This is a genomic window from Sphingomonas sp. GC_Shp_3, from assembly GCF_026540945.1.
GTDB lineage: Bacteria > Pseudomonadota > Alphaproteobacteria > Sphingomonadales > Sphingomonadaceae > Sphingomonas.
Genome location: NZ_JALNUT010000010.1, coordinates 1 through 16689 on the forward strand (window position 1 = coordinate 1; position 16689 = coordinate 16689).

Annotated in this window: 15 protein-coding genes; 2 read left to right on the top strand and 13 right to left on the bottom strand. The window is 65.5% G+C overall.

Features of this window, described 5'->3' with window-relative positions:
• Positions 1-736, top strand: a 736-nt coding sequence (locus tag OXR00_RS15985) for an FTR1 family protein (RefSeq protein WP_267389280.1), incomplete at its 5' end; no start/stop codon positions are given.
• Between the two features lie 38 nt (positions 737-774).
• Here the strand turns inward: OXR00_RS15985 and OXR00_RS15990 are convergent.
• From OXR00_RS15990 to OXR00_RS16050, 13 genes are all read right to left on the bottom strand, one after another.
• Positions 775-1098: a copper-binding protein gene (locus OXR00_RS15990; RefSeq protein WP_267389281.1), complete on the bottom strand. Its 324-nt coding sequence runs from the start codon at positions 1096-1098 to the stop codon at positions 775-777.
• Positions 1095-4256, bottom strand: a complete 3162-nt coding sequence (locus tag OXR00_RS15995; protein WP_267389282.1) for an efflux RND transporter permease subunit — start codon at positions 4254-4256, stop codon at positions 1095-1097. Before OXR00_RS15995 ends, OXR00_RS15990 begins: the two co-directional genes overlap by 4 nt.
• Positions 4253-5500, bottom strand: coding sequence for an efflux RND transporter periplasmic adaptor subunit (locus OXR00_RS16000; protein WP_267389283.1), 1248 nt, complete (start codon positions 5498-5500; stop codon positions 4253-4255). Before OXR00_RS16000 ends, OXR00_RS15995 begins: the two co-directional genes overlap by 4 nt.
• A complete protein-coding gene (locus tag OXR00_RS16005; protein ID WP_267389284.1) occupies positions 5497-6735 on the bottom strand; it encodes a TolC family protein in 1239 nt (412 codons plus the stop codon). Before OXR00_RS16005 ends, OXR00_RS16000 begins: the two co-directional genes overlap by 4 nt.
• A 77-nt stretch (positions 6736-6812) precedes the next feature.
• Positions 6813-7073 carry a hypothetical protein gene (locus OXR00_RS16010; protein ID WP_267389285.1) on the bottom strand — a complete coding sequence of 87 codons (261 nt, stop codon included), beginning with the start codon at positions 7071-7073 and terminating at the stop codon, positions 6813-6815.
• A gap of 82 nt (positions 7074-7155) precedes the next feature.
• Positions 7156-7515, bottom strand: coding sequence for a hypothetical protein (locus OXR00_RS16015; protein WP_267389286.1), 360 nt, complete (start codon positions 7513-7515; stop codon positions 7156-7158).
• Between the two features lie 256 nt (positions 7516-7771).
• Entirely contained in the window at positions 7772-8458 is a 687-nt protein-coding gene (locus OXR00_RS16020; protein WP_267389287.1) for a transporter, read from the bottom strand.
• A gap of 10 nt (positions 8459-8468) precedes the next feature.
• Complete coding sequence (locus OXR00_RS16025) at positions 8469-9443, bottom strand: cation diffusion facilitator family transporter (RefSeq protein WP_267389359.1); 975 nt, start codon at positions 9441-9443, stop codon at positions 8469-8471.
• Positions 9444-9453: 10 nt separating this feature from the next.
• Positions 9454-12681 carry a CusA/CzcA family heavy metal efflux RND transporter gene (locus OXR00_RS16030; RefSeq protein ID WP_267389288.1) on the bottom strand — a complete coding sequence of 1076 codons (3228 nt, stop codon included), beginning with the start codon at positions 12679-12681 and terminating at the stop codon, positions 9454-9456.
• A 3-nt stretch (positions 12682-12684) separates the two neighbouring features.
• Positions 12685-13857 carry an efflux RND transporter periplasmic adaptor subunit gene (locus OXR00_RS16035; RefSeq protein WP_267389289.1) on the bottom strand — a complete coding sequence of 391 codons (1173 nt, stop codon included), beginning with the start codon at positions 13855-13857 and terminating at the stop codon, positions 12685-12687.
• Complete coding sequence (locus tag OXR00_RS16040) at positions 13854-15119, bottom strand: TolC family protein (protein WP_267389290.1); 1266 nt, start codon at positions 15117-15119, stop codon at positions 13854-13856. The genes OXR00_RS16035 and OXR00_RS16040 overlap by 4 nt, the downstream gene beginning before the upstream one ends.
• Positions 15120-15185: 66 nt before the next feature.
• Entirely contained in the window at positions 15186-15551 is a 366-nt protein-coding gene (locus tag OXR00_RS16045) for a hypothetical protein (protein ID WP_267389291.1), read from the bottom strand.
• The gene (locus tag OXR00_RS16050) at positions 15538-16197 is read right to left on the bottom strand and encodes a cation transporter (RefSeq protein ID WP_267389292.1); all 660 of its coding nucleotides are present in this window, start codon (positions 16195-16197) and stop codon (positions 15538-15540) included. The genes OXR00_RS16045 and OXR00_RS16050 overlap by 14 nt, the downstream gene beginning before the upstream one ends.
• A 70-nt stretch (positions 16198-16267) precedes the next feature.
• Between OXR00_RS16050 and OXR00_RS16055 the strand changes: the two genes are divergently transcribed.
• Positions 16268-16672 carry a helix-turn-helix domain-containing protein gene (locus OXR00_RS16055; protein WP_267389360.1) on the top strand — a complete coding sequence of 135 codons (405 nt, stop codon included), beginning with the start codon at positions 16268-16270 and terminating at the stop codon, positions 16670-16672.
• The last annotated feature ends 17 nt before the right edge of the window (positions 16673-16689 follow it).

Sequence of the window (16689 nt, forward strand, 5' to 3'; positions counted from 1 at the left end):
CATCGTCGTCGCCATGATCGCATTTCTGCGCAAGGCCGATCGCGCCGACGCGCTACGCTACGTTCATGGCGGATGGATTGGCGCGCTCGTCGCCGGCGGCGTCACTTGGGCTATTGCGACCTATGCGATCGGGATCAGCGGCGCGAGCCGCGAGCTTACCGAAGGATTCGGATCGCTTTTTGCAGCGATCGTGCTGCTTTCGGTCGGCATCTGGATGCACGGCAAGGCGCAAGCCGATCAGTGGCAGCGCTACATTCGCGAGAAGATGTCCCGCGCGCTTTCGGGCGGCTCGGGGTGGTTCCTGTTCGGGCTGGCGTTTGTCGTGGTCTATCGCGAGGTCTTCGAGACGATACTGTTCTATGCGGCGCTCTCGGCGCAGGGGAACAACGCAATGCTCCTTGCCGGTGCCGGGTCAGCGGTCGCTTTGCTTGGCGTCATCGCCTGGGCCATGCTCCGCTACACCCGAAAGCTGCCGATCACGCAGTTCTTCCGTTATAGCTCTTGGCTGATGGCGGCATTGACGGTCGTGCTTGCGGGCAAGGGTGTTGCTGCGCTCCAGGAAGCTGGGATCATCGACATAGCGCCGCTTGCAGACGTGCCACGGCTGTCGATGCTTGGTCTGTTTCCGACCTGGCAATCGGTGCTCGCACAAATTCTCATGGCGGTCGCTATCGCCATCGGGTTCGCGTGGAACCGGCGTGGCGGAAACCAGGCCCGGAAAGCTACCTCGGCCTAGAGCAGAGGCGGATCGGCTTGGACGGTCCGCCTGCAACGTCAACGTGGCTTGATGGCGGTCACGGTCGGCCCCGTCGCAGTGACCTGCACCGTAAAATCGATCCGCTGCCCGACCTTGACGCCTTTAAGGAGCGTTGGCGGGTTGGCGACAAAGGCCATCGTCATCCCGGGCCATGCCAGTGCGGCGATCGGCCCGTGCTGGATCGTAACCTTGGCTGTCTTCGGATCGAGCGCCTTGACGATGCCGCTACCGTTGCCGGTTTTGGCGGCCTTCGCCGCCATGCCCGGCATCGGTTTCATCGGCTGTGCTATTACGGGGGTAGCCGTGAGGCTGGCAGCGATGAGTAGTGCGATCGGTTTCATATTTGCTCCTGAGTTGAAGGGGGAAGGGGAAACGTAGAAGCGGCAGGCTGGCGCGATCGTCGCAGCAGCAGATAGGCGGCGGGCAGCACCAGCATCGAAAGAAGTGGCGCCGTCAGCATCCCACCGATCATCGGTGCGGCGATCCGGCTCATCACTTCGGAGCCGGTGCCTGTGCCGATCAGGATCGGGAACAGGCCGGCCAGGATCACCGCGACCGTCATCGCCTTGGGCCGGACGCGAAGGAGAGCGCCTTCGCGCACGGCCGCTGCGACCTCTGCGTCGTCCGGCGTAGGACCGCGGGTCTCCAACGCGTGCTTGAGGTAGATCAGCATCACCACGCCGAACTCCGCCGAAACACCGGCGAGCGCGATGAATCCGACACCGGTGGCGACTGATTGGTTGTAGCCGAGCAGATAGAGCAGCCATAGGCCGCCGGTGAGTGCGAACGGCAGGGTGCCCATCACCAGCGCGGCTTCATCGAGCCGGCGGAAGGTCGCGTAGAGCAGCAGGAAGATGATGACCAACGTCGCCGGCACGACGATCTTCAATCGCTCGACTGCGCGCTGCAGATACTCGAACTGTCCGGTATAGGTGACGCTGACGCCGGGGGGCAGTTTCACCTTGGCGGCGATCGCGTTTTGCAGATCACGAACGATCGTGGTGAGCGGCGCGCCGCGTCCATCGATGTAGATCCACGTCACCGGCCGGCCGTTCTCGCTGCGTAGCATCGGCGGTCCATCGGTGATGCGAACGTCGGCGACGGTGCCGAGCGTGATCTGCTGCCCTGCCGGCGTCAGCACGGCCAGATTGCGCAAACCCTCGATGCTATCGCGCAGCTCGCGCGGGTAACGCACGCTGATCGGATAACGTGCGAGCCCTTCGACGGTCTGGCCGATCGTCTCGCCGCCGATCGCGCCCGACACGATCGACTGCACGTCGGCGACGTTGAGGCCATAGCGTGCCGCGGCGGCCCGGTTGATATCGACATCGATATACCGCCCGCCGGTGAGCCGTTCGGCCAGCGCCGAGCCGACCCCGGGCACGGTCTTCGCGACCTGTTCGATCTCGCGCGCGGCCGCGTCGATCTCGGCGAGGTTCGCGCCTGCCACCTTGATGCCGATCGGACTCTTGATGCCGGTCGACAGCATCTCGATCCGGTTGCGGATCGGCGGAATCCAGAAATTGGCGAGGCCTGGCACCTTTACCGCCTTGTCGAGCTGATCGATCAATTTGTCCTGGGTCATGCCCGCGCGCCACTGATCCTTGGGCTTGAAGCGGATCGTGGTCTCGAACATTTCGAGCGGGGCAGGGTCGGTCGCGGTATCGGCGCGGCCGGCCTTGCCGAACACGCTTTCCACTTCCGGCACGGTCTTGATGAGCCGGTCGGTGAGCTGGAGAAGCTGGCCGGCCTTGGCGGTCGAGATGCCGGGCAGCGCGGACGGCATGTAGAGCAGGTCGCCCTCGTTCATCTGCGGGATGAACTCGCCGCCAAGCTGACTGATCGGCCAGAGGCTGGTCGCAAACACGAGGCCGGCGATGACCAGCGCCTGTTTCGGCCGCGCCAGTACCCAGTCGAGCGCGGGACGATAGACGCGGGTGAGGACGCGATTGATCGGGTTGGCATTCTCGGACGGGATGCGGCCGCGGATCAGCAACCCCATCAGCACCGGGATCAGCGTGATCGACAGGATCGCAGCTCCCGCCATCGCATAGGTCTTGGTGAAGGCCAGGGGCGCGAACAGCCGCCCCTCCTGGCCCTGAAGCGAGAAGATCGGCACGAACGAGAACGTGATGATGAGAAGGCTGAGGAACAGCGCCGGGCCGACCTCGACCGCTGCGGCAGTGATCACGCGCCAGCGCTCGGCACCCGCCAATGTCTCATCGGGATGATCGTGTGCCCAATGTTCGAGATGCTTGTGCGCGTTTTCGATCATGACGACGGCCGCGTCGACCATTGCGCCGATCGCGATGGCGATGCCGCCCAGCGAGAGGATATTGGCGTTCAATCCCTGCACGCGCATCGCAATGAAGGCGATGAGGATGCCGAGCGGCAGGGTGAGGATGGCGACCAGCGCCGAACGGACGTGCCAGAGGAACAGCGCGCAGACGAGCGCCACAACGATGAACTCCTCGATCAGCTTGCTGCGCAGATTATCGACCGCGCGATCGATCAAGCCCGACCGATCGTAGGTGGTGACGACCTCCACGCCAGGTGGCAGGCTTTTCTTCAATTCGTTGAGCCGGGTACGAACGCCGTCGATCACATCACGCGCGTTCTTGCCCTGACGCATCACGATGACACCGCCTGCAACCTCGCCCTCGCCGTTGAGCTCGGCCAATCCGCGCCGCATTTCGGGACCGATCTGAATCGTGGCGACGTCGCCGAGTGTAACGGGCACGCCGCCAATCGTCTTGAGCGGCACGCTGCGGAAATCGTCCAGCGTCTTCAGATAGCCGGTCGCGCGAACGATATATTCCGCCTCGGCCATCTCAAGGACCGATCCGCCGCTCTCTTGGTTGCCGCGCTTCAGCGCCTCGGTCACCGCCTCCTGGGTGATCCCGTAAGCGGCCAGCTTCTGCGGATCGAGGACGACCTGATACTCTTTCACCATCCCGCCGATGCTCGCGACCTCGGCGACCCCCGGCACGGTCTTCAATTCGTAGCGTAGGAACCAGTCCTGGATGCTGCGGAGTTGCGCGAGGTCGTGACGCCCGGTCCGGTCGACCAGCGCATATTCATAGACCCAGCCCACCCCGGTAGCATCCGGGCCGAGCGATGCCTTTGCGCCCTCGGGCAGGCGGCTTTGCACCTGGCTCAGATATTCGAGGACCCGGCTGCGCGCCCAATAGAGATCGGTCGCATCGTCGAATAACACATAGACGAAGCTGTCGCCGACGAACGAATAGCCGCGCACCACGCGCGCGCCCGGCACAGACAGCATCGTCGTCGCGAGCGGATACGTAACCTGGTTCTCGACGATCTGCGGGGCCTGGCCCGGATAGGTGGTGCGGATGATGACCTGGACGTCGGATAGGTCGGGCAGCGCATCGACTGCTGTCGAGCGCAGAGCGCCCACTCCGACGACGATCAGCGCGAGGGCTGCGAGCAGGACGAGGACACGCGCCTTGACGGACGCCTCGATGATCCGCGCGATCACTGCGTGTCGCCCGTGATCGGCCGCGCGGCGATGCCGGTCAGGCTCGCCTCGCTGTCGAGCAGGAACTGGCCCGACGCGACGACCTTCTCGCCTGGTGCCAGTCCGGCGAGGATTTCGGTCCTGCCACCTGCATCACGGCCCGCTTTGACCTCTGCTGGCCGATAGCGGCCCTTATCCTCGGCGAGCATGACCAGCGTCCGCATGCCGGTGCGGATCACGGCTTCGCTCGGCACCAGCAGTGCGGTGTCGGACGTGCCGCCCAGATGGACGGTCGCGAACATGCCGGGGCGCAAGCGACCGCTAGGGTTGCGCAGCTCGATCCGTACCGTGAGCGTGCGGCTGTCGGCTTGTGTCGTCGGCAAGACAGCGATGATCCGTCCGGTAAAATGCTCGGCAGGGAAGGCCGCCAATTCGGCAGTCGCGGTTTGCCCGACCTTGATGGCGCTCGCGCGCACCTCGGGCACTGCGGCATTCAGCCAGACCGTGGCTAGGCCGTTGACCTGTGCCAGCGTCTGCCCGGTGGCGAGCGTTACACCCTGCCGCGCGTCAAGCGTCTGGATGACACCGGCGATTGGACTGCGCACGGTGGTCATGCCGCGCCCGCGCGGCGTGCCGCCCGGAATACCGAGAAGGCGCAGGCGCTGGGCTGCGGCCGCAGTGAGCGCCCTGTCGCCGGTCCGCCGCACGGCCTCATATTCCGCCTGTGCACCGCCCCATTCGGGCACCAAGATGTCGGCGATCGGCGCCCCGCGCGCGATCACGTCGCCCGGCGCCCGATTATAGACCCGCTGGACGAACCCGGCTGCGCGCGACTGGATAATTGCGACGTCACGCTGGTTGAAGTCGATCGTGCCGGTCGCATCCAGTGCGCCGGCCAGCGTCCCGGTAGTCACCGTGGCGATACGGATGCCGAGATTTTGCATCGCGGACGGATCGATCGAGATGCCGGGCTTGGCGGCCGGTCCCGTGGCACTCGCATCCGGATATTTGGGGATCGTCTTCATCCCCATCGACGAGAGCGAGTCCGGATTGTCGTAATGCTCCTGCGGCACCATCGGGTCGTAATAGTAGAGTGGCTTGGGCTTCGCCGCGGAGGCCGGACCGGCGGTCGCCGATGTCGCCGGGGCGGTCGTAGCCGGACCAGTCAACCGTGCGGCGACGAACCCGATCCCGCCGCTAGCAAGGATCGCAAGAACGACCGCGCGGGACGCGGGCGTGCGGGGGACGAGATCGCGCGGGCTCATCGTGGGTCGCTCCGATAGGTAAGGGTGAGACGTGCACCGTCGATCGCGACCAATGCCTCGCGGTCGAGCGTTTCGAGGGCCGCATTGGCAAGCGCACTATGTGCGTCGACGACATCGAGCAGTCCGGCACGTCCGCCAGCATAGCTCGCGGTCTCGAGATCGACGCGCTCGCGCGCCAACGGCTCGAGTGTCTCCTTCGATCGCATCCACTGCGCATGGTGCATCACATGATCGGCAAGGCTCGCATCGAGGCCTGCCGCGAGTTGGCGGGCGGTATCTTCCTGCTCGGCGCGCCGTTTCGCCGCGTCCGCGGCGCGGGCGGCGATCAACGGGTCTTGGCGGTGCGATTTGAACAGCGGCAGGCCGATAGTGACGCCTGCGGAGACATAGTCGCCAAAGCGCGGATCGCGGCGCTGGTAGCTGACGTCGACCCCAAAATCCGGACGGCGATCGGCCTGCGCCAACCGGACATCGGCATCGGCTTGGCCGACACGGGCGGCAATCGCCGCCAGCATGGGGTTGCGGTCGAGCGCGCTGCGCAATTGCGCGGGCTCCACCATGAAGTCCGGCACCGGGCCGGCGACCACAGGGGTCGGATCTCCGGTCCAGCGGATCAGGTCTGAGCGCGCGCGCGCGACCGCGGACACCAGTTCGTCGCGGCGATCATCTAGGGCTGCGAGACCCTGGCGTCCCGCAAGCGTCTGCGCCGGGCGAGCGTTACCGGCCGATACCGCACTGGGGGATGTCCGTACCAGACGCTCCAGCCTGCCGCGCACGGCGTCGAGTGCCACGAGACGGCGCTCGGCATAGGCCAGTGTGATCCAAGCGATTGCAGTTTCGACCTCAACGGTGCGGGCTTCAGCTACCGCCTCTGCATCGGCAGTCGCGATATCGGTATCGGCGCGCGCCTGTTGCGCATGCCGCTTGGCCGCGTTCGGAATGTCCTGTGACAGTCCGACCCGCGCCCACGTGAAATTGTCGCGATTGGGCTCGAAGGCGAGCGGCCCCGAGACCGGGAAGCTGTCGACCCCGAGTGCGAGCTTCGGATCGGGGAGAGCGCCTGCGGCCCCACGTGAAGCACGCGCGCTATCAGCACCGAGAGTACGAGCGCGTAGTGACGGCGCATGGCCCTTCGCTGCGGCGAGCGCTCCATCGAACGTGAGCGGTCCAGCCGTGGCTGTGGTGGTGGTAAGCGCAGCGATCAGCGCAACGCTCAGTATCGTATATCTGGACATGGTTTCCCCGCTGGCAGACGAGAGCGTAGAACCGACCGGCAGGGCTTCGGCCTGCCGGTCGGTTCCTCATCGCTTGCTCAAGAGCTGTGTGAGACGCAGCAAGCCATGTTGCCGGACTTGGCCGCCATCAGTGGGCGGCCGGTGTCGGCAGCGATCATCTCGACCGCCGCTGGAACCCAGGCGCGATGCGACACGGCAAGCGGCGCGCGAGGGCCAGGAGCCTGGACACTAGGCCGCCATTCGTAATGACCATCGTCGGCGCGCGGAGACGCGGATGCGGAAGTGGCCGCAAGCGTGGAAAAAATACCGACGAGAGCGCCGGAAAATCCGATTTTCATGATGTTTGATCCTTGATCTGAGCAGTAGGCCGTCAGCACGCAAGCTTCGAAAAAGAAGCCTGCCGCAGGCGGAATCCGGGTGTCAGATCAGGAAGCTGGGTGGATCGGGCTCGGGACCGTAGGTGCGGCCTTCAAGGCGCGCGGTCAGCGTCCAAGCTGGTGTAAGAAGGTCAAGCTGCCGCGCTGAAAGCGTGATGCCGACAGGTTGAAGAATGGGCGCGATCGCGCATCCCATCACAGCAATGCACTGAAGGGTCATCTTCTTGCACGGCATAGAGCCGTGCATCTGCCCGGACATCATGCTGTCGCCGCAATCCATTGTCGCCATAGCCGTCATCGGCATGGTGACGCCCTGGGCGGGGCTCATAGCCATTGCCGTCGATTGCCCGAATAGACCGAGAACGGCCATGAACAGCAGGAAAGGGCGTAAGAAGCGTGTCACGTCATGGAAGACTTAGGGCAAAGGGTTTTCGAGTCAATTAAACATACTCCGGTGAATGATCACCGACGAGTTACACCGTCGCGCCACGGTCGCTGCGAGGATCGCAGCGTAATGCGCAAGGCCGCAGCACGACCGCGGATCGCATCCATCGTCCGTCCCATCTCGCGGGCGATCTGCGCGATGGTCTGTCTGGCCGTCACACGCCGGCGTAGCTCGGCGTCGGCCTCGTCCGTCCAGCGTGCGCCATGCTGATCGGTCAGCCCAAAATCTCCTCGATCAGGAGCAACCCCAAAAAGCCGATGAAGAACATGGCGCTGATGAGCGGGGTGTCGGGCTTCTCATGCGCCTCGACCAATAGTTCCTCGGTCACGAGGTAGAGCAAAGCCATCAACCCGAAACTCAGGAAACCGGCAACGACGATAGGCGGGAACAGGGCCACGGGCGTCGCCAGCGCCGCGCCGATCGGGAGCAGCAGGGCGATCCCCGCCGTAATCCCAACGATGCGGGCCTTCGATCGGATCGTTTCGCCGAGCTCGGTCGTCACGGTCAATCCAAGGAACAGCACCTCGAGCGTCAAGGCAATGGTGAGCAGCACGCCAGCCTTGCCGCCTGCGACGAACGCCAGTCCCAGCACCAGCCCGTCGATCAGGATGTCGACGCCGACCGCCGCAAGCATGGCGATCGGTCCCTTGGCGCGACCCTCGATCGCCTTGAGCGACAGCATGACGATGATGCCGATCGCGCCCCCGATGAACGTGGCGACGGGCGAGCCTTCGTGCATCACCTGGGGCAGGATTTCGACTGCGGCGGCGGCGAACACCACGCCTGCCGCCAGATGCTGCATGGCGCTTATGACGGCTTCGCTGGGTCGTCTGGTAACGGCCACCGGCGAACCGAGCAGCACGGCCGTGACCGGGATCAGGGTGAAAGCTACGGCCTGCATCGCCACGCCCTCAAACGGTCTTGTCGGATTCGAGCACGCACGGCGTTCCCGGGTCGGTCTCGATCTGAATCGTCGCGTGATCGATCCCGAACTTTTCCTTCAGAGCTGCCGCGACGCCGGCCGTGTAGGCGTCGCCGGGGTAGCCGCCCGGGACGAGCAGATGCACGGTCAGTGCCGTCTCGGTCGTGCTCATCGGCCAGACGTGGAGGTCGTGAATCTCCTGCACGCCCTGGCGTCCGCGCAGGAACGTGCCGATCTCCTCGGGGTCGAGGCCGGGAGGTGCTGCCTGAAGGCTCATGTTTACGGAATCGCGGAGCAACCCCCACGTCCCGATCGCGATCACACCAACGATGACCAGGCTCGTCACCGGGTCGATCCAGGTGAGGCCGGTCTTCACGATGATGAAGCCTGCCACCACGACGCCGGCCGACACCGCGGCGTCGGCCGCCATGTGGAGGAACGCGCCTTTGATATTGAGGTCGCCCTTGCGGCCCGACATGAACAGGAGCGCGGTCGCGGTGTTGACGACGATGCCGATCGCCGCGACGATCATCACCGTCCCGCCCGCTACCGGAGCCGGCTCGGAAAAGCGCCGGATCGCCTCCACCGCAATCACGACGATCGCGATGAGCAGCAGCAGGGCATTCAGGAACGCCGCCAGGATCGACGAGCTGCGGAAGCCATAGGTGTATTTGCCGCCAGGGCGGCGTTTACCCAGCGTCGCCGCGCCCCAAGCGATCAGTAGGCCCAGCACATCGCTCAGATTGTGGCCGGCATCCGCCAGCAGCGCCATCGATCCCGACGCGATGCCGTAACCGGCCTCGATGATGACGAAGCCTAAATTGAGGGCAGTACCGATCGCAAAGGCACGGCCAAAGCTCTTGGGGGCGTGGCTGTGCCCATGCCCCCCGTGAGCGTGACCGTGGTCGTGACCACCCGCTTCGCTATGGTCATGGGCGTCTCCGCCCGCTGAATGATCGTGCATGATCTGTCTTTCAGTGTGCCGGAGCGGGCAGCGGAGGGAGTTCAAGATGGCTGTCCGACGACGCCGGCAGCTTGCGCGCGCCGAAGCGGGCGTAGAGCGTCGGCAGCACGAACAGCGTCAGAAGGGTCGCCGAGATCAGCCCGCCGATGACGACGGTGGCGAGGGGCTTCTGCACCTCGGCACCGGCCCCGTGCCCCAGCGCCATCGGTACGAAACCGAGCGACGCGACGAGTGCCGTCATGGCAACCGGCCGGAGCCTGGCAAGCGCCCCCTGATACGCCGCGACCGCGCGTTCCACGCCGTCGCGCATCAAGTCGTGGATGGAGGAGACCATCACCAGCCCGTTGAGGACCGCGATACCTGACAGCGCGATGAAGCCTACGGCCGCGGAAATGGAGAACGGCATTCCTCGCAGCACCAGCGCCAGCACACCGCCCACAAGCGCCAAGGGCACGCCGGTGAATACGATCAGCGCGTCGCGTACGGAACCTAGCGCCCCGTAGAGCAGCAGCATGATGACGGCGAAGCAGATCGGGACGACGATGGCCAGCCTGTCGCGCGCGGATGCCAAATTCTCGAACTGCCCACCCCATTCGAGATAGGTGCCCGGGGGCAGCTTCACCTTGGCGTCGATCGCAGCGCGTGCATCCGCGACGACACCCGCCACGTCGCGGTCGCGGACGTTCGCCTGCACCACGACACGACGCTTGCCGTTCTCCCGGCTGATCTGGTTGGGACCGTCGACGACGGCGATATCCGCGACCGTCGACAGCGGCACGAAACCGCCGCCTGCGGTCGGCACGGGCACCTGGGCGACCGCGGTTAGATCGGATCGTGCGCTTTCCGCCATGCGGATTACGACGGGGAAGCGACGATCTCCTTCGAAGATGACGCCGGCCTGTCGTCCCCCGATCGCAGCGGCAACCGTGTCCTGCACGTCGCCGGCAGTCACCCCGACCCGCGACATGGCGGTGCGGTTGGGACGGATGTCAAGCATCGGCAGACCTTCGGTCTGCTCGACCCGGACATCTGCGGCGCCGCGTGTCGCACGCAAGATGCCCGCGATGCGATTTGCGGTCGCGTTCATCTCGCCGAAGTCGTCGCCGAACACCTTGATCGCAATATCGCCGCGTACGCCGGCGATCAGCTCGTTGAAGCGCATCTGGATGGGCTGGGTGATCTCATAAGCGTTGCCCGGCAGGGTGGAGAGACGCTTTTCCAACTGCTCGACCAGCGCCTCCTTGGACAGGCCGGGATCAGGCCATTCCCCTTTGGGTTTCAGGATGACGAACGTGTCGGTCGCGTTCGCCGGCATCGGATCGGACGCGATCTCGGACGTACCGGTGCGCGAAAAAGCAAACCGGACCTGCGGCGCCTTGGCGAGCGCCTTTTCGACCTGGAATTGCATGGCCTGGCTCTGGTCGACTGACGTGCCCGGGATGCGGACAGCCTGCACGAGGATATTGCCTTCATCGAGCTGGGGCAGGAACTCCTGACCCAGGGTGGTGAAGGCGACACCGGCAAGCGCGAGCGCGCCGACCGCGACGCCAATGGTGAGGCTCGGCCGGCGCATGGCCGCGCCGAGTCCCGGTTCGTAGCGTCGCCGCAGGAACGCGACGATGCGGCTTTCCTTCTCCTCGACCCGCTTGCTGAGCCAGATGGCGATGGCCGCGGGTATGAAGGTCAGTGAGAGGATGAAGGCGAAGACGAGCGCGATGATGACGGTGAGCGCCATCGGCTCGAACATCTTGCCTTCGACGCCGGAGAAGGTGAGGAGCGGCGCATAGACGAGGATGATGATCGCCTGCCCGTAGACGGACGGGCGGATCATCTCGCGGGCGGACGCGGCGACTAAACCGAGCCGCTGTTCCATCGTCCGCTCGCCATCGCGGCCGTGCTGCGCCTCGGCGAGACGCCGTAGGGCATTCTCCACGATGATTACGGCGCCGTCGACGATCAGGCCGAAGTCGAGCGCGCCGAGGCTCATTAAATTGGCTGAGACACCGGCTTTCAGCATGCCGATGCTGGTGAGCAGCATCGTGATCGGGATGACGAATGCAGCGATCAGCGCCGCCCGGAAATTGCCGAGCAGCGCGAACAGGACGACGATGACCAGAACCGCGCCTTCGGCGAGGTTGCGGGCAACCGTAGCAATGGTGGAGTTTACCAGTTCGGTCCGGTTCATCACCGGCTTCACCACCACGTCGACCGGCAAGGATCGGCCGATCTGGGTCAGCCGCTCGGCCACGCCCGTCGATACGGTACGGCTGTTCTCCCCGATCCGCATTACCGCAGTCCCGACCACGACTTCATGGCCGTTCTCGGACGCGGACCCCATGCGGAGCCCCTGCCCAGTGCGGACGGTCGCGATCTGGTTGAGCAGGATCGGCACGCCCTCGCGCGTGGCAATGACGGTGCGGGCGAGTTCGTCGGCGTTGCGCACACGTCCGTCCGAGCGGACGGCAAGCCCTTCACCATTGCGGTTGACGACGCCAGCGCCGGCGCTGGTGTTGTTGCGCTCGAGCGCGGTCGACAGATCCTGCAGCGTGAGGCGCATCGCCGCCATCCGCTGGACGTCGGGAACGACGAGATATTCCTTGGTGTAGCCGCCAAGGGAGTCCACGCCGGCCAGGCCCGCCGTGCTTTTGAGCTGCGGCGTGACGATCCAGTCCTGCACGGTACGCAGGTAGGTCGCCTTGTCGGCATCGCTGACAAGGTGATCGCCCTCCGGCGTGATGTAGCTGCCATCGCGTTGCAGACCGGGTTCGCCGTTGCGGTGACGAGTCTGATCCAGCTCGCGATATTCGACCGTCCACATGAAGATATCGCCGAGCCCGGTCGCGATAGGCCCCATCTCGGGATTCACCCCCTGCGGAAGGTTTTCCTGGGCGGAGCGCAGGCGCTCGGCGACCTGCGCCCGTGCAAAGTAGATATCGGTCTTTTCTGAGAAAACCGCCGTGACCTGGGCGAAGCCGTTGCGGCTGAGCGACCGGGTATAGTCGAGTCCGGGGATGCCTGCGAGCGACGTCTCGACGGTGAACGCGACCTGCTTTTCGATCTGATCCGGGGAAAGGGCAGGGGCAACGATATTAATCTGCACCTGGTTGTTGGTGATGTCGGGCACGGCATCGATCGGAAGCTGGCGCAGCGCGCCGATCCCGATCAGTGCAGCGGCGACGGTGAAAAGCAGGACCAGCCATCGCTTTTCGACGGACAGGGTGACGATGCGACCGATCATGGCTCAGTCCTCGTCCTTGGCTGCACTTTTGCCGAGTTCAGCCTTGAGCGTGAAGCTGTTGGTGGACGCGATCCGCTCGGAGCCGGTGAGGCCCGATGTCACCACGACCTGACCACCGTTGGTCCGGCCCAATGTCACGGGCAGCGCGCGGAACCCTGTCGGGGTCCGGACGAAAACAAACGATTTGTCCTCGATCATCTGCACTGCGGCCGAAGGCACGGCAACGGTGCGGTCTCCGGTGGCGGGCACGAGGATCGACACGTTGACCGTCTCGCCGACCCGCCAGATGCTGCCGGCGTTGTCGAGCGTTGCGATCACCGGCACCAGCCGGGTCGTCTCGTCCAGCACGGGCGAGACAAACGTCACCCGACCCTCCTGACGCCGACCGGGGGCCGTGACCTCGACGCGCGCACCAGGCTTCACCCGGCCGGCATCATTCGGCACCAGCGACGTGGTGACGGTGACTTTCGAGAGATTGGCGACGCGAAACAGTTCGGCGTCGGCCGCGACCGTCTGCCCGAGCGTGGCGGACCGTGCGATGACCTGACCGCCGATCGGCGAGCGCACCGCGATGCGGTTAAGCGCGCCACCCCCGCTGCCGGTCGCCGATAGCTGCTGCTGCGCCAGGCGCAGCGCGATACCGGCTTCGGTCGCCGCGGTCCGCGCGGCGACGAGATCCTGTTCGGGCGAGACGCGCTCGGCGAACAGGCGCTGTTCGCGGCGCAGGTTGGACCCGGCGAGGGCGGCACGTGCGCGCGCTGCCTCGACTTCGGCCTTGAGCGATGCTGCTTCCCGGCTCTCGATAATCGCGAGCGGATCGCCGCGGCTGACGGATTGGCCAAGATTGCGGGTGAGCGAGACGAGGCGCCCTCCGACCGAGGCCGACACGACCTGTACGCCCTGCGGATCGCCTTCGATCGTCGCGGACAGCTCGATCGCGCCAGCTTCGCCGCCCACGGTCGGGCGCGTTACCTCGATACCGGCATCCGCGATCTGCTGTGCGGATAAGGTGACGACATCCTTGGCCGCTTCCTTGGTCTCGCCGCCTTCGGCCTTCTCGGTCTTCTCAGCGCCGGCTTTTTCGCCGGCCTCGCCGCTGCTGCTCCCACTACCGCAGCCCGCAAGAATGAGGGCCAGGGTCACGGGTGCAAGCGCCCGGATGATGATTTTGGTCATTGATTGGTTTCCTCGGACGAGGGCGCGGCGGCAACGAGCCGTTGGAGGCGGGCCTTCGCATCGTGATAGGTGGCGAGCGCGTCGATCGCGGCGGTTCGCGTTTCGGACAGGGTCCGCTCGGCATCGAGAAGGTCGAGCTGGCCGAACTTGCCTTCGCGGTAGCCGATCCGGGCGATCCGCGCCGCCTCGGTTGCCGACGCGAGCGCAGGTCCGCTCGCGTTGCGGGCGGACGTAGCCGCATTCGCCACCTCGACTTGGGCGCGTGCGATATCCTGTGCCGTATCCAGCTCGGCTACACGCCGAAGCGCCTGTGCCTGATCGCTCTGGGCGCGAGCCTGGGCGACGGCCGCCTTCCCGTTGTTGAAGACGGGGAAGGGGATCGACACCCCGAACACTGCCGCGACGTCGTTGGTCGCCTCGAGACGACGCGCACTGGCGCTGAGCGTCACGTCGGGGACGCGCTGCGAACGTGCGAGCCTCACCTGTGCTTCGGCTGTGGTCGCGTCCGCGCGCGCAGCGGCAAGCGCAAGCGTGCCGGCGGTCGCAATCGGCTGCGCCGGACCAAAGCCCTCGACGCGATCGTACCACGCCATGTCCAGGGCGCCGATGACGGGCTGGCCAATACGGCGCGTCAGATTGTCGCGCGCGACCTCTGCGAGACGCTGCGCGCGCTCGACGGCGGTTTCGGCATTGATACGCAGCACGTCGGCCCGCTGCTGTTCGAGGGGCGATGCCCGCCCCGCCTGCACGCGGACACCGGCTGCGCGCAGCGCTTCCCGGGCGATCCCCGCCTGCTCGCGTGCCGTGACAAGGCGACGGTCGGCCGCCGTCGCTTCAATATAGAGTTGGGTGACGGCAAGGCGCAGATCGGCTTCGGCCAAGGCAGAGCCGATCCGGGCGCGGCTACCGATCGCGTCGGCCATTGCGATGCGCGCGGACCGCTTGCCCCCAAGCTCGATCGGGAACGCCAGACCGGCCGTCGTCTCGGCGCTGCGCACCCCGCGATATTGTCCGCTGCCCGCGACGTTCTCGGTTTCCGCGACGATCGAGGGGTTGGGGCGATAGCCCGCGACGGTGCGACCCGCCTCTGCTGCCCGGACCGCGGCCGTCGCCGCGTCCAGCGCGGGCGCGGTCGCGCCGGCGAGCGCCAGCGCCTGTTCGAGCGTAAGGGTTGGACTGGTCGATATCGGCTCGGACGATTGCGCCTGCGCAATCGACGCGCATGACGCCACGGCCAATAGGGCCGCGATTAAACGCTGCATGGGTAAGTATCTCCTGACGAACGCTGGAATCCGCACCGGTGTGCCCGGGCGGAGCTTAGACGTCGGTTAGGCTTGGGGAGGTCGCAGCGCCGGGTCCGAAAGCGCCATCGCCATCGGACCATTGTTCCAAGCTGATGGCATCACGCACATTCCTGTAGCGGATGCGACCGGATCAGGTGCCATCGGAACGCCGATATCATGGCCATGGCATCCGCCATGATGATGGGGATAGCCCTTCTGGCTGTCCGCCGGCACCTGGTCGCCATCGCCATTGGCATGGCCGATTGACGTAGAGGCAGATACCTCCACGTCCGGCCCCTCGGCCGCGTGCGCAACCGATCCGAACCCGAGCGACAGCGCGAGCATCAGACAGAGGAAGAAAGCGGACAGGCGTTGCATCGGCCCGGCCCGTAGCAGCTTACCGACTGCCATGTAATGATCCTCGGAAATCGACAGGCCCAGAACGTGGGGAAGACCGCAATTCCGCACGGGCCTGTCGCATGATCTGAAAGCCGCCAGCCAATCCCAGCGCTGCCATCAGCGCCGCCACAACGAGGTCGGGCCATGCACTGTTCAGGCCGAACACGCCGCCTGCGGCAAGGACGACGGCGATGTTGCCGATCGCGTCGTTGCGCGAGCAAATCCAGACCGATCGCATATTCGCGTCACCGCTGCGGAAGCGGTAGAGCATGACCGCCACAACGAGGTTCGCGATCAAAGCGACGACACCAACGATGCCCATCATCTCGGCATGCGGCACGGTTCCGTGAACGGCCGCCCATCCTGCCGCAATCAGGACGTAGAGACCGAGTAGCGCGAGCGTTGCACCTTTCAGCATCGCAGCGCGGGCGCGCCAGGCGAGGGCCATGCCTGCGACGCCCAGACTGATCGCGTAATTCGCCGTATCGCCAAAGAAGTCGAGCGCGTCGGCTTGGAGCGCCTTCGAACCGCCCATGATGCCGGCGACAATCTCGATCGCGAACATGGCCCCGTTGATCGCGAGTGCGATCCACAGCGCGCGCCGCCATCTCGGGTCGTTGGTGCCCGTCTTGTCGGACGCGCAGCTCGTGCAGGCCATGTTTCGCCACCTCGATAGAATCGATCTGGCAGCCTATATGCACCCTCTAGTCGCTAGAGGGTCAAGCGCGATGTCCGAGAAACTGACGATCGGAAAACTGGCTGGAGCAACTGGCACCAAGGTCGAGACGATCCGCTACTACGAGCAGATCGGTTTGCTGCCGGCGCCAGCGCGATCGGCCGCGAACTACAGGACGTATGAGGTCGCGCATCTTCGCCGCCTGTCGTTCATCCGGCGCGCGCGGGATCTCGGCTTCTCGATTGATCAGGTGCGGGAGTTGATGGGACTCGCCGATCGTCGCGACCAATCCTGCATCGCGGTGGACGTCATCGCCAATCAGCACCGCGACGCCATCACGCGAAAGATTGCCGACCTGACAGCGCTCGCCGGCGAGCTCGATACGTTGATCGATTCCTGTAGCCGTAACACCGTCGCCGACTGCCGGATTATTGAGGCATTGGCGCCCAGTTCCTGAAGAGGCCCGGCGCTCTA

Bases quoted from the DNA above. Each gene is read 5' to 3' on its own strand.
- OXR00_RS16050 (WP_267389292.1), bottom strand. From the start codon at position 16,197: ATGGCCTGCACGAGCTGCGCGTCCGACAAGACGGGCACCAACGACCCG.
- OXR00_RS16000 (WP_267389283.1), bottom strand. From the start codon at position 5,500: ATGAGCCCGCGCGATCTCGTCCCCCGCACGCCCGCGTCCCGCGCGGTC.
- OXR00_RS16010 (WP_267389285.1), bottom strand. From the start codon at position 7,073: ATGAAAATCGGATTTTCCGGCGCTCTCGTCGGTATTTTTTCCACGCTT.
- OXR00_RS16005 (WP_267389284.1), bottom strand. From the start codon at position 6,735: ATGTCCAGATATACGATACTGAGCGTTGCGCTGATCGCTGCGCTTACC.
- OXR00_RS16040 (WP_267389290.1), bottom strand. From the start codon at position 15,119: ATGCAGCGTTTAATCGCGGCCCTATTGGCCGTGGCGTCATGCGCGTCG.
- OXR00_RS16055 (WP_267389360.1), top strand. From the start codon at position 16,268: ATGTCCGAGAAACTGACGATCGGAAAACTGGCTGGAGCAACTGGCACC.
- OXR00_RS15990 (WP_267389281.1), bottom strand. From the start codon at position 1,098: ATGAAACCGATCGCACTACTCATCGCTGCCAGCCTCACGGCTACCCCC.
- OXR00_RS16045 (WP_267389291.1), bottom strand. From the start codon at position 15,551: ATGGCAGTCGGTAAGCTGCTACGGGCCGGGCCGATGCAACGCCTGTCC.
- OXR00_RS16030 (WP_267389288.1), bottom strand. From the start codon at position 12,681: ATGATCGGTCGCATCGTCACCCTGTCCGTCGAAAAGCGATGGCTGGTC.
- OXR00_RS16020 (WP_267389287.1), bottom strand. From the start codon at position 8,458: ATGCAGGCCGTAGCTTTCACCCTGATCCCGGTCACGGCCGTGCTGCTC.
- OXR00_RS16025 (WP_267389359.1), bottom strand. From the start codon at position 9,443: ATGCACGATCATTCAGCGGGCGGAGACGCCCATGACCATAGCGAAGCG.
- OXR00_RS16035 (WP_267389289.1), bottom strand. From the start codon at position 13,857: ATGACCAAAATCATCATCCGGGCGCTTGCACCCGTGACCCTGGCCCTC.